This window comes from Serratia sp. 1D1416 (assembly GCF_003641105.1).
GTDB lineage: Bacteria > Pseudomonadota > Gammaproteobacteria > Enterobacterales > Enterobacteriaceae > Serratia > Serratia ficaria.
The window spans coordinates 5,151,776-5,165,140 of the sequence record NZ_CP032738.1 but is presented as its reverse complement, the minus strand read 5'-3'; the positions used below and the strand labels follow the sequence as shown (position 1 = coordinate 5,165,140).

General features: G+C 52.9%; 11 protein-coding genes. 6 read left to right on the top strand and 5 right to left on the bottom strand.

Going from position 1 to position 13,365, the window contains the following annotated elements; genetic code table 11:
* Window positions 1–926 precede the first annotated feature (926 nt).
* The 6 genes from D7I37_RS25060 (at window position 927) to D7I37_RS25035 (ending at window position 7,434) form a co-directional block, all read left to right on the top strand.
* Window positions 927–1,190, top strand: coding sequence for a helix-turn-helix transcriptional regulator (locus D7I37_RS25060; protein ID WP_129544604.1), 264 nt, complete (start codon window positions 927–929; stop codon window positions 1,188–1,190).
* 140 nt (window positions 1,191–1,330) lie between these two features.
* Window positions 1,331–2,383, top strand: a complete 1,053-nt coding sequence (locus tag D7I37_RS25055) for a hypothetical protein (RefSeq protein ID WP_129544603.1) — start codon at window positions 1,331–1,333, stop codon at window positions 2,381–2,383.
* A 24-nt stretch (window positions 2,384–2,407) separates the two neighbouring features.
* Window positions 2,408–2,821, top strand: coding sequence for a hypothetical protein (locus D7I37_RS25050; RefSeq protein ID WP_129544602.1), 414 nt, complete (start codon window positions 2,408–2,410; stop codon window positions 2,819–2,821).
* Between the two features lie 481 nt (window positions 2,822–3,302).
* Window positions 3,303–3,677: a hypothetical protein gene (locus D7I37_RS25045; RefSeq protein WP_129544601.1), complete on the top strand. Its 375-nt coding sequence runs from the start codon at window positions 3,303–3,305 to the stop codon at window positions 3,675–3,677.
* Between the two features lie 606 nt (window positions 3,678–4,283).
* On the top strand, window positions 4,284–6,020 hold the full coding sequence (locus D7I37_RS25040) for an ATP-dependent endonuclease (RefSeq protein WP_129544600.1): 1,737 nt from the start codon (window positions 4,284–4,286) through the stop codon (window positions 6,018–6,020).
* A complete protein-coding gene (locus D7I37_RS25035; RefSeq protein WP_129544599.1) occupies window positions 6,010–7,434 on the top strand; it encodes a UvrD-helicase domain-containing protein in 1,425 nt (474 codons plus the stop codon). The genes D7I37_RS25040 and D7I37_RS25035 overlap by 11 nt, the downstream gene beginning before the upstream one ends.
* Window positions 7,435–7,492: 58 nt before the next feature.
* On the opposite strand, the gene D7I37_RS27770 is transcribed toward D7I37_RS25035, so the two are convergent.
* The 5 genes from D7I37_RS27770 to astA all read right to left on the bottom strand — a co-directional run bounded on the left by D7I37_RS27770 (window position 7,493) and on the right by astA (window position 13,358).
* Window positions 7,493–7,885 carry a 3-keto-5-aminohexanoate cleavage protein gene (locus D7I37_RS27770; protein WP_207205548.1) on the bottom strand — a complete coding sequence of 131 codons (393 nt, stop codon included), beginning with the start codon at window positions 7,883–7,885 and terminating at the stop codon, window positions 7,493–7,495.
* A gap of 579 nt (window positions 7,886–8,464) precedes the next feature.
* The gene (gene astE, locus D7I37_RS25020; RefSeq protein WP_129544598.1) at window positions 8,465–9,490 is read right to left on the bottom strand and encodes a succinylglutamate desuccinylase; all 1,026 of its coding nucleotides are present in this window, start codon (window positions 9,488–9,490) and stop codon (window positions 8,465–8,467) included.
* A gap of 12 nt (window positions 9,491–9,502) precedes the next feature.
* Window positions 9,503–10,843: an N-succinylarginine dihydrolase gene (astB, locus tag D7I37_RS25015; protein WP_129544597.1), complete on the bottom strand. Its 1,341-nt coding sequence runs from the start codon at window positions 10,841–10,843 to the stop codon at window positions 9,503–9,505.
* An 11-nt stretch (window positions 10,844–10,854) separates the two neighbouring features.
* The gene (astD, locus tag D7I37_RS25010; RefSeq protein ID WP_129544596.1) at window positions 10,855–12,330 is read right to left on the bottom strand and encodes a succinylglutamate-semialdehyde dehydrogenase; all 1,476 of its coding nucleotides are present in this window, start codon (window positions 12,328–12,330) and stop codon (window positions 10,855–10,857) included.
* Entirely contained in the window at window positions 12,330–13,358 is a 1,029-nt protein-coding gene (gene astA, locus D7I37_RS25005; protein WP_129544595.1) for an arginine N-succinyltransferase, read from the bottom strand. The genes astD and astA overlap by 1 nt, the downstream gene beginning before the upstream one ends.
* Window positions 13,359–13,365 lie beyond the last annotated feature (7 nt).

The window sequence follows — 13,365 nt, the reverse complement described above, 5'->3', positions numbered from 1 at the left end:
GGGTATAGCTGAAGCGAAGCGAAAACGTTGAAAGCTTCAGACTGTATGCCAAGAAAGGCGGCAAGATCCCAGAAATCGAAAAGCCCGCTCAGGTTTCCCTGAGCGGGCTTCTCTAATATGGCTCCTCTGACTGGACCTGAATCCAGGCTCTAACCAATTGATGAAATAAAAGTTTCATGGATAAACCAAATTGGTTAGGACTTAATTATGGACTTATTTTATAGCGGTTGCCACCATTTTGTATGCTGAGTTTCGTCGAGGAAATTTCTTTGATCTGAACGAAGCGGGTAACTAAACAAAATTCGGGTCGCGTGCCCTTCAAGTATACTTCGTGCAGACTCAGTGCCAATCACGCACAGCCATTCGGCTCCCCTCATGTCCAAGATTTCACTTACGCCCTTTGTTGTTCTGCTTCGTTTTTATAAAGGTTACTGAGTGTTCGGCTTACTTTTTACTGTGGTCGCAGCCAGACACTTGTTTACACCGAAGGGGGATCTCATTCAAACGCGCATACTGCAAAATTGTTGTCCTTTTCGTTGGAGGATCTTGCCACACCTCTGACCTGGATTCTTCTCGTCTTAGGTATCAGGCTATTGGTGATTGGCTGGTTGAAAGCCATGCTTCTTTCCCGCTTACTTAGGCGCGATCACGGGCGAGATGAATTCTATCCATTAGGTGGCTGCAGGGGAAAGAGATGTTGGCCGAATAGCAAATCTACATTTTTGGCTACCTTGCCATTGGCTGCTCTATTTTACGCCCCGCACTATGAAACAAGGCTCCGTCTTGCGAACGGAGCCCATAAGCTTCAATCATTATAATGACGATTTCCTTGGTGTATGGCTGATGTAAAGGTTTTACTTTACAAATAAAATGTAAAGGAATGCTAGACAGACGTCAATGATAAAAATTGATTGTCTGGATTAACAATGATAGGGAAAAGACTGAAAGAAGCCCGGAAGATGTGCGGTATGACACAGGAAAGGCTTGGGGTGATGATTGGCATTGAAGAAGCTACCGCAAGGCAACGTATCTCACAATACGAGCTGGGAACTCATACGCCAAAATTTTCACTTGCGTGTCAGATGGCTGAGCTGCTGGGTGTGCCTGAGTGTTATTTTTATGTCAAAGATGATGAGTTTGCGAAAAAAGTCCTGGATTTGTACAGGGAAGAACTGAAACACAGAACCTGACGTAGCCAGGTAGTCGCGTAGCCAGGGGAGGCCCGAAACGCGTTTTCGACGACAAGATATCGCTCTTCAGCGTATCATTGCGTTCTGTCACATAATGACGGGCTAACCAGCCCAGTATCAATTGATACTTAGGTACTTGTATGAAACTAAAAAAAATGCTTGAAATGGATTTTATTAAAGAGTTTCGGGAGCACTTGGAAACAGACTTTGAGTATGAACTCCTGTACGCCAGTCTTCGTAACTACTGTTCTCACGGCAATCCTCTTCGCTTAAACAACTTTGCTTATGCAATGCGTGAGCTGATAAATCATGTGCTGAAACGATTGGCGCCGGATGAAAGAGTTATGGCGTCTCCATGGTTCACTAAAAACAAAAATAACGCCACTGTTACCCGTAAACAGCAAGCTAAATACATTGCCCAGAAGCATATACCCGATCAGCTTCTTGATGAGGCAGCTCTCGAAATTCTAGAGGCTGGTATAGGCTGGTTTAATAAAAACTATGCTTCGTTAAACGATTACACCCATATTAGCGAACATTCTTTTGATAGTAACCCCAAGCTGTTTTTTGAACGTGCCAAACTGCTCATACAACTGTGTAATAAAATATTCGATGATTTCGATGAGCTTGAGCGACTTATTACTGAATCAATAATTGAAGAAGTTCAGAATGAAGTTAATGAAGTCACAAGAAATAACATTCCGGACGAACTGGATATTTTATCATCACAGACAACTGTCGATTGGTGCAATGTAGCCTCCACTGAATTGCTCAGCCTTGATGAAGTGTATATCTATCTTCTGGTTCGCGGAACAGTTGAGATTACGAGGCAGTATGGGCGTGGGGAAGATTACTTTGCGCAGGGAGACTCGTATCCATTCAAGTTCGCTGTTTCTATTCGCACTGATAATTTCAACGCAATATCACCATTACTTAACACTGCAGTGGTGGATACAGGCTCATGGTATGACGATGGTGAAGGGTCTGCTCATTATGACACAATTTATACAACCAGACGTTTTTTAGCGATGATCTCACATGTACACATTAAACCAAGTACAAAGAGAAAATTATTTCCCGAGCTTAATACGATAGTTGCGTTAGACACACAAGAAACAGAAGGCATATCAGGCTCGTTGGTATCAGAAACATTATTTTCAAATCAAGAAAGCTTCAGTTTAAGTGAATTTTAGGGTTGGCGGCGGTAAGAGGAAAAAATGTTCGATAAGATACTGAGCCTACATAGAATGCCTATTGAGTCTTTCAAAATATTTGCAATGTCATTACCACATGGACCAAATTATGGTAATGCAGAATTCCTTTCAGCTTGGGAAAATGAAAAAGGGCTTGGATATGGCGCAGTGCTTCGATTCAGTGATAGCTTATATGGCCTTGTCGTGCTCAGGCGGCGAGAAGATTACGTTCTGGTACCTATCGAGCATAAAACCTGTTTTACTGAGCAGGAAGCTGTAGCGCAACTGGATAAGCATCTTTCAGAGGGAGGGGGACCATTACCTATTCCATCTGGGCAATCACCTAGAGCCCGACTGGATCAGGTTGGTGGGCGGAATATTTGTCAGGCATTTCTACAATTATCGTCCACGATAAAGTACCGAGGACATTTCATTTAATTGCCGAACTTTATCTGGCATTGCCCAAACCTGATGATAATTTCATAACCGATCTCCAGAGCCGGAGGTTCAACTCTAGAATCTGGGCGCTATATCTCTTCGCATGCTTTAAAGAGCAGGGGATTAAAGTTTTTCAAGATTACCCATCTCCGGACTTTATGCTTATGTGCGGTAATAACAAAGTTTGTGTTGCAGCAGTCACCGCGAATCCAACTGGCCCGGGTAGCCTGGAGTTACCTCAAACACAGCATCCCCCTGAAGATCGATTAGCCCGCACAGCAGGTTATATGGCTGCACGGTTCGCCAAGACTATCAGGTCTAAACTCCAGAGAAAATATGAAAAATTACCGTATGTTAGAGGGTTGCCATTTACAATCGCTATAGCTGATTTTAGCGGTGGAGGCACTATGCTCTGGTCTCGCGAGTCACTTCCTGCCTATCTGTTTGGGCAAACGGCACATACAGTCGAAACGTCCAGGGGATGAAGGCTGCTGCGTTACCGATTGACCAACTTATAGGCCATGAACATATACAGGCTGGACTGTTTAACAATCCAGAAATAGCAAATTTGTCTGCTATCTTATTTAGCAATGCTGGGACATTGCCAAAATTTCAACGGATGGCCATCCAGGCTGAATTTTCCCCACCAGTTGTGAAAGCCCGCAGAATTGGTATTTTATTTGACAGGACTGAAGGTGCTTTGGAACCAATCAACTTTGATCTTGATATTCAATCACCTGAATATATAAATCTTTGCGATGGCAAAGAATTTTGGTGTTTTGAACTTGAAGTATTTCATAACCCCAATGCTACTCATCCAATGTCCCACGATTTCCTACCAGGGGCAACTCATTGATTTGAACACAATGGAGAGATCACCTGTGAGACCCAATGGAAAAACCAAGTACTTGCATCAGTAACCAAGTTTCGTATTGATCCAGATATCGCCGACAAACTCAAAAGTAAGGAAGAATCGTGATTTGTTTGGTGCTTGGTGCTTGGTTACTCGGGGAAGAAGAAAATTGACAAGAATGGTGGTGGAATGAGGACGATAGTTGTCACGAGTTTGATGGTCACCTCTGTGTTACTCAATACCCGATAGGTAGGCTTGCTCCTCGCTCGCAACTGCCCATCATCCTTGCTTACGGCAACTTCGTGCCATAAGCAGACATGGTTAATACTACAGTGTCTTAATCAATGGTCAGCTTAAGTGAAACGAATAGTGCACGGTGGACAATACCGGTACACTTAACGAGCAAAAGACTGACAGTGTGTTCCCAGCATATGCCATCGGTTTGGGGTGTAGATCAGGAAACGAGCAGATAAAACAGCATGGTAGATATCCATGTTTAGCTCCTTGCTAATTGAGAGAGTAATATATTTCGGCGCGTTATATCTCTTTTGTGGCTGTTTTTTGCGATCATGCCGCAAGTGAGGAAAAAAATAATTAAGGAGCAGGTCTGTGGTCAGAATTTGCAAAGTCGAGATCCAGAATTTCCGAACCATCCGCTTACTGAACTGGCAACCTTCACCAGGTCTCAACTGTCTGATTGGCCCTGGAGATAGCGGCAAGACCACGATTCTCGATGCGATTGACCTTTGCCTTGGCGCCCGCCGCAATATCAGTTTCGCCGATACTGATTTTTATGGGCTGGATATCGCCCAGCCCATCAGCATTACGCTGACGCTTGGCTCGTTGCCCGATGCCCTGATGCGTCTGGATTCGTACGGAAATTATTTACAGGCCTTCAACCGTGCAAACGGACTGGTCACCGAAGAACCTGAACAGGGTCTGGAAACGGTTCTTTGCTTACGTTTGACGGTGGATAGCGAGCTGGAGCCTGTCTGGTCGCTGGTGTCACAGCGCGCTCAGGCACAAGGGCAGGAGCGCAACATTGCCTGGAAGGATCGGTTGCTGTTAGCCCCAGCTCGGCTCGGGACTTATGCCAGCTCCAACCTGTCATGGACACGGGGTTCGGTACTCAATCGCCTGACCGAGGAGCGTCCAAACCTTGGCGCTGAATTGGCCAATGCAGCACGCCAAGCCCGAACCAGTTTCGGCGGTCAGGCCGGTATACAGCTGGCTGCAACACTGCAAATCGTGACTCAGAGAGCCAATGAACTTGGCGTGCCTGTCGGTGGTAGCGCTCAGGCATTACTGGACGCGCACGCGGTATCCATTGGAGACGGTGCTATTGCGCTGCACGATGCGACAGGTGTGCCCTTGCGCTCACTGGGTACAGGTTCGTCCCGTCTACTCGTCGCAGGTATGCAGCGTGCAGCAGCACAGCTGGCGTCTGTCGCTCTGGTCGACGAAGTGGAGTACGGACTGGAGCCGCATCGTCTTACCCGATTGTTGAATTCCCTTGGTGCGAAGGAAAATCCCCCACCCCTTCAGGTATTTCTGACCACCCATTCTCCGGTTGCTGTCCGCGAGCTTAACGGCAATCAGCTCTTCGTGGTACGCAAGTCTCCGGATGGTGCACATTGGGTTCTCCAGGTAGGCGTCGCTGATGATATTCAAAGCACTGTCAGGGCTGATCCGGAAGCTTTTCTCGCCCGAAGCGTCATTGTCTGCGAAGGCGCTAGTGAAGTCGGCCTGATCCGTGGCCTGGACCATTTCTGGACAAGCGCAAATGGAGCGTCAATGCTGGCCGCTGGGACTGCGTATGTGAATGTCGGCGGCGGAGAGCCTGACAGATGCTTTGTTCGCGGACTCGCATTGCGCCAGCTTGGTTATCGGGTATTGGTCATGGTTGATGCGGATAAGCCGCCCACTGTGGCGACCGTGCAGGCATACGTGAATGCCGGTGGGGAGTACATCACTTGGCGAGAAGGACGTGCTCTGGAGGACGAGCTGTTTCTGAGCCTACCGGATGCGGGTGTGGATGCTCTGCTTCAGCGGGCCATAGACCTTGTGGAAGAAGATCTGGTGGCTGCGCATATCCAGACTCAGTCAAACGGACGACTGACTCTCGCCCAAATCCGGCAGCAGCGTCAACAGCTAGGTGTGCCATATTCTCTAGCAACGCGACAGCTACTGGGGCTGGCAGCGCGTAATCGTCGAAACGGCTGGTTTAAATCGGTCACCAAGTTCGAGGATGTGGCACGCGATATTCTCGGTCCCTATAGCCAAATCTCAGAGGCAGAATTTGTCGCTCTGATCAATCGCCTCTACTGGTGGGCCCATGCCGCCTAAGTACAATTTATTCACTTTTCGTCGAGGCGCGATCACGGCCCCTGCAGGTTGTGGCAAGACGCAACTCATCGCCGATACACTGTCCCAACATACCGGGGCAAAGCCGGTTCTCATCCTCACTCATACCAATGCGGGTGTCACGACACTGCGTCTGCGCATGCAAAAAGCCGGAGTGCCCGCTTCGGCTTACCACATTGCCACAATCGATGGTTTTTCCATGCGGCTGGTGGCGATGTTTCCGCAGCGAAGTGCTGTTGCCGCTGACGTCCTCCAGCTCCGGAATCCAGGAGCCGATTACCCGGCAATACGCCTTGCTGCCAGGCATTTACTGCAAAGTGGGCACCTCAATGAGGTCCTCGCGGCAAGTTATGCCCACCTGATTGTCGATGAGTATCAGGACTGCAATCTTGTGCAACACGCTCTGGTGACAGCACTTTCCATGGTGTTCCCCACCTGCGTCCTTGGTGACCCGATGCAGGCTATCTTCGGCTTTCGCGGTAACCAACTGGTGGACTGGAATACCGACGTACTTCCGTATTTTCCTGCTATCGGTGAGCTGAATGAGCCCTGGCGCTGGACGAACGCAGGCACGTCTGAGTTTGGCCAGTGGCTTCTGGAGTGCCGGCGAATACTCTTGGCTGGAGGTGGCATTGATCTGCGCCAGGCGCCAGCAGAAGTCGTCTGGGTCGCGTTGCAGCCGGCTACTGCCATTCAGCAACGGCTCACCGCTGCGTTAACACAGGCTGTTACGCAGGATGGAGACGTGCTGGTGATTGGTGACAGCCGCAATCCTCGTGGCCGTCGGCAAATGGCCAGTCAGACACCGGGGGCGACTGCTGTAGAGCCCGTTGACCTGGCCGATCTCACGTTGTTTGGAACGACGTTTAACCTGCAGGCTACCGACGCACTGACTCGTCTGGTGGAGTTTGCCGCGGAGGTGATGACGCAGGTCGGCGCTGCTGCCTTGCAACCCCGACTGGAGAGCTTACGCCGGGGGACTGCACGCAATCCTGCTACAGAGGCAGAAGCCGCACTGATCGCTTTCGCGAATGCCCCAAGCTTCACCCTGGCTGCCGAGGCTCTGCGCGCGTTGACCCGGCAAAACAATGCCCGGGTCTATCGTCCGGATGTTTTGTATTGCTGTCTACGCGCGATGCAAATGGCTGCAGGAGGCAGTTGCAGTTTTGCCGATGCCACGGTGCGGGAACGCGAACGAAACCGGCACGAGAGCAGGCCCCTTACGCGACGTGCCATTGGCAGTACTCTGTTGTTGAAGGGGCTGGAGGCGGAAGTGGCCGTCATAACTGCTCCTGAAGAGATGGATGCCCGGCATCTCTACGTAGCCTTCACTCGTGGCTCGAAGAAGCTGGTTGTCTGCTCGTTGACTCCCGTGTTGATGGCCCGCTATCGCTGACGTAAAGCGCCCTTGCTAATTCGACGGAGTACTGACCCTTTATAAGGAACTGAGTGTGTTAAACAAAAAGGTACTTTCCCTGATACGGGATGTCGCTGATAGCGGCAATATGTCTCTCGCAGAGCAGGTTTACAATCTCTGCTGAGTCGGCCTCAGAGAGATTTACTGAGGCATAGTCCGGTTTGAGTTTCCATGCAAAAATTGCACTTTTGGTATTTTCTGTGCAGCCTTCAATCCAGCCTCCGGTTGAGACCCCGATCAGGGTTCCCGGACATACCCTCCTGATAGCATTCACAGTTGTATCAACCGCCCACAGACTTTCTGTTCCTGTCTCAGATCTGGGGTGTACATGTATTTCGGCTGCGCCTGCAGCCACACATGCGAGGACATCTGCGATTATTTCATCCGACCGAAATACATGGATGCTCCTGCTTAGTTCTGGCACCGTCATAACCGGGGGATGCGGCTACATACTTGTGATACGGGCGATATGCCTGTCCTAGTTTGGAGAATGGCCCAGAAATCTGAGTTCGCCGAAGTCATGTCGCGTCAGGAACGTACCACTCTTGATATGGATAGACTCAAGAAGAAACGATTGAGTCCGATCAGGGGAGTGAATATTATGCCGGATTTCTGTTTCTGAATGGAGCAGGATTTTGGGTCAGGGTCGGTACCCTAGAAAACCGTGATTGAGCAGCGCTTGAGTAAACAACTCACAGCGACAGTGTGCGGTAACTGGGTATCTTGGGAAGTAGGATGTCAGTAAAATTTACATATATAGGCAAAAGAGCCTAATGTTCAGCATTTTTATACTGCATAAGCTGCGGTAGACTGCTTCTGGGATTGTTAACATCACGGCTCATCGCTGGGAAACCTGTTTTATGTATTTTTTTAAAATAAGCGCAATCTGACAGGTAATGTATTAATCCGGTGGTTTGTTTTCGTGTGAAACCACATGATCTTTTTATGTCAATACAGAGAGTGCTTATCTACCCTGATAAAACAAAACGAATTAATCATTATATAAATATCAAATTGTTATCGCCCTATAGTCTGCTGTTATTGGCAGTTTAATGCCCTCTACCTCCTTCAGCACTATGCCGGCGCGTAGTCCCGGCGCGACATTGGGGTTGGGAAACAGGATCCACTCTCGTTCGTGCTCAACGCGGTATTCTTCCCCAAGTTGCTCGCACAGCAGCGTACCACGCCCAAAACTCATAAAGTTGGGCGTGGTGGCTGGCAGATGCAGTTTGAAATCATCGCTGCGTTTAATCAGCGATCGGACAACGCTGAATAGCCGCATCGCCTGAATGTTTCGAACTGGCAGAACAGATTCGCTCACCACAGCCCGCAGGGCGTTGTCAATGGCGCGGAACTGCGACAGATCATTCTGGCCGAACGGCCATGCCTTGCCCAGCTCCAGCGTGCAACTGGCTGCCGACAACTGCTCACTGCTGAAGTGGCTAAAGGTACCGCCCGGTTCACGGTGTACTACCAAAGCATCCAGTTCCGCCGCGTCTAAACTGGTCAGCAGACTTTTGTTATAAGGTCGGGACTGAAATGGTAATAGCCCAAAACGCGGCAGCACCGATTCGCGGATGGCGGTGTGCAGGTCGTAGTGATAACGCTCCACGTTGTTCGGCGAAGGATTCACTGAGAAAAATGCCGTCAGCACCTGTTCCAGTTGCCGCGCCCGCGCCGTTTCGCCACTTGCGGCGAACTGGCGGTGACGGCCGCCAAACATCCGGTTCATATCGTCATTGAGATAGCGCTTGCCAGCGCACATCGCCGGCGGGTTGCCCAGGATCAGCAGCAGACGCACAGCCAACGGCAGGCGTCCAGTCAGTAGGTCGTCGGTCAGCTGGTTCAGCAGTTCGATGGGCGCGGTTTCATTGCCGTGCACCCCGGCGGATATCACCACCGTCCGCCGGTAGTCCGCTTGCGGCATCAGCTCCAGCAGCCCTTGCCCCAGCCAGCGCCAGCGCAGGCCGTGCTGCTCGCCGCTCTGCTGCGCCGGCGTTTCACCGCGCAGCGTCAGCGCCAGAAAATCGTTCATTGTTCACCTCGCTTATCGTTGGAACGGATAAACTGATCCCAGCCCTAAAATGGTTGTCAGCTCGTCCAGTGCTGTGCGGCTTTCGCGCAACAGTTGCTGATCGGCCAGATCCTCCTGCGTCAGGCGATCGCGGTAGTGCCTGTCTATCCACAGGTTAAGGGTGGAGAACAGTGCATCATTCATCATCACCCGTGGGTTCACCGACTCCAACTCCTGCTCGTTGAGCGCCACCCGCAGCCGCAGGCAGGCCGGGCCGCCGCCGTTGCGCATGCTTTCGCGCAGGTCGAACACCTTAATATCGTTGATCGGGCCGCCCGAGGTGGCCATCTCGGTCAGGTAGCGCCACACCCCAGCGTGTTGTCGAGATTCCTCCGGCACCACGATGGTCATGCCACCGTCAGGACGAGTCAGTAGTTGACTGTTGAAAAGGTAGGTGCTCACCGCATCCGCCACAGACACTTGTTCCTTTGGCACCTCAATTGCCATCAGTTCCAACTTCAGCGTCGCCATTTTGCGGCGTATTTCATCCAGCGCCTGGGTTTGATGAAGGAACGCTTGCTGATGGTGGAACAGTACCTGTTGGTTGCTGACGGCGATCACGTCGTTATGGAATACGCCCTGATCGATAACCTCAGGATTTTGCTGCACGAACACCGTGTGCGCCGGATCGAGCTGATGCAGGCGGGCTACGGCTTCACTGGCTTCCCGCGTCTGACGCGCGGGATAGCGCCGCGGCCCCGGTTCGCCGCCGAATTGCTGCTGACCGTAAACGAATACCTGCACGCTGCGGCTATCATAAGCACCGCCAAGACGGTTGTGGTTGGCTGCACCTTCGTCACCGAACAGTGCCGCCTGCGGCAGCGCCTTGTGATGGGCGAAATAGCGTTCATCGCAGAACATGGCGCGCAATACCGCGGTGGTCGTATCTGCCTCGATCGCGCGGTGAAATTTGTTATTGAGGTTGGCGGCTGTGAAGTGCACACGGCCGTCGGCGCTGTCCGCCGAGGGCGAGACGGTGGCGGCGTTGGCCGTCCACATCGACGATGCTGAACTGAGCGCCGAGAGCAGTTGCGGTGCATACTTCATCGCTTGCGCCAGCACCGATTCGTCGCTGCCGCTGAAGCCGAGGCGGCGCAACTGCGGCAGGTGCGGACGCTCCTGCGGCGCCAGTACTCCCTGTTGCAGTCCCATCTCAGTCAACGCCTTCATTTTCAGCAGTCCCTGTTTGGCGGCCAGTTTCGGGTTGGCGACGCTTCGCTGATGACGTGTCGAGGCTTCGTTACCGAAGGACAGTCCGGCGTAGTGGTGCGTTGGCCCCACCAGCCCGTCAAAATTCACTTCAAATCCAGACATTATGCTCTCCATTAATCCGTCAGCGACAGGCCGGGCGACAGTGCGGCGGGCAGCGTGAGGGTATCGCTTTCCAACGAGGACATCGGCCAGGCGCAGTAATCAGCTGCGTAGAAGGCACTGGCGCGGTGGTTACCCGACGCGCCAACGCCGCCGAACGGCGCGGCGCTGGATGCACCGGTCAGGGGTTTATTCCAGTTAACGATGCCAGCGCGCGCTTCCAGTAGCAGGCGGTCGAATAGTTCACGGTCAGGTGTTACCAGCCCCACCGCCAGCCCGAAACGGGTATGGTTAGCGAGGCGTAGCGCCTGGTCGAAATCGTCGTAGCGCGTGACCAAGGTCAGCGGACCGAAATACTCTTCATCCGGCACGCCGTCCACGTCGGTGACGTCGAGAATGCCTGGCATAAGCAACGCGTTGCCGCCTTCCGGGCGGGTCATGGCCAGCAGTGCTTTAGCGCCCAGCGCCAGTAGCCCCTGTTGCGCTGCCATCATATGGTCTGCCGCCAGGGCGGATATTACCCCGCCCATAAACGGCTGTGGCTCGGCATCCCAGCGCCCAACGAGCAATCGGCTAACTACGTCCACCAGTCGTTGCAGGAAGGCATCCCCTTGTGCGCCACGCCTTATGAGCATACGGCGGGCACAGGTGCAGCGCTGGCCGGCGGAGATGAAAGCGGACTGAATGGCCAGATGAACCACCGCGTCCAGGTCGGTAACTTCATCAATAATCAGTGCGTTGTTACCGCCCATTTCTAACGCCAGAATTTTCTCCGGCTGACCTGCCAACTGGCGATGTAGTTGATAACCGGTGCCTGCGCTGCCGGTGAACAGCAGGCCGTCGATGGCCGGACTGGCGGCCAGCGTTTCTCCGGTGCCGCGTCCGCCCTGAACTAGGTTCAGTACGCCGTCAGGCAGCCCAGCCTGTTGCCATAGCCTGACTGTTTCTTCGGCGGTGAACGGAGTCAGTTCACTCGGCTTGAACACCACACAGTTGCCTGCCAGCAGAGCGGGAACGATGTGGCCATTCGGCAGGTGGCCCGGGAAGTTGTAGGGGCCGAACACCGCCAGTACGCCGTGCGGACGGTGGCGCAGAGAGGCTGCGCCACCGTCCATCGACGTGTGGCTTTCGCCAGTGCGCTGCTGGTAAGCCAGCAAGGAGATACCAACCTTGCCGATCATTGACTGGACTTCGGTTAGCGTTTCCCAACGCGGTTTGCTGGTTTCACGGCTGATGACAGCCGCCAACTGCGCCTTGTGCTGTTTCAACAGCGCGGCGAAACGTTCCACTACTGCTGTACGCTGCTCCAGCGTGAGCCTTGCCCAGGCAGGAAATGCCGCACGCGCCGAGGCGCACGCATCGGAAATGTCCGTCGCATCTGCGGCATGTCCTTGCCACAATGGCTGGTTGTCCAGAGGATCGGTTTTGATAAATTCAGCGCCGCGGCCTTGCCGCCAGACGCCGTTGATAAACAAACCAGTATATGACATCAGTGTGTCTCCGGGGAGTTAAGGGGCACTGCACGTACCTGAGCGCCAGGGCGCACGCCCAGCACTTTGGCGGCAACGGCGCTCAGTCGCACCGTGCCAGTGCTCAGATCGTCCGCCACCAACAGAGCACGATAATTGAGGTAGTTGTCATTGGCCACCAGACAGACAGACATGTCTGCCGGGGCAGTTCCTAGTGTTACCTCTACCCGGCGGCTCTCTTTCACCGCCCGTAGTTCATCCAGCTCTGCTTCCAGCGTTGGACCGCCATCGAAAATGTCGACATAGCCCTGATAGCGCAGTCCTTCGGACTCCAGCACCCGGCGTGCCGGGGCGGTGTGTGGATGTACTCTGCCAATTACCTCTTGAGCATCGGCGGGCAGGAAATCCACGTACAACGGATGGCGAGGCATCAGCTCGGCGATGAACGTCTTATGTCCGGTGCCGCTCAGGTAGTCGGCGTTCGCGAATTCCATCGCAAAGAAGTGTTTTCCCAGCCCTTCCCAGAACGGCGAACGCCCCTGTTCATCGGAGTAGCCGCGCATTTCGGCCAATACCTTGAGGGCGAAATGCTGACGGAAGGCGGCGATAAACAGGAAGCGCACTTTGGACAGCAGTTTGCCGTTAAGGCTATGGCGATAGTCCGGGTCGAGAAATAACGTACACAGCTCGCTGTAGCCAGTGTGGTCATTGCTGAGATACAGCGTCGGCAACGCCTTGTAGATGTTGAGCTCTTTGGATGCATGCACCTGGGTACCGACGCGAAAGTTGTACCAGGGTTCGGCCAGGCCCAGCGCCACTTCCAGCGCACTGACGCCCACTACGCGCTCGTATTCAGTATCTTCCAGCACGAACAGGTATCCCTGCTCCCCTTGGGGCAGTTCGCCCGACAGCGTTTTGCGTGTCCGTTCAATACGTGCCGCCAGCATCTCTGCGTTGCGCGGCAGTGACGTCAGCCCGATACCGGATTTATCAGCCAGCGCCAACAGGTCGGCCAGATCGCGCGGTTCGGCGTGGCGAATGATCATCATGATGTGA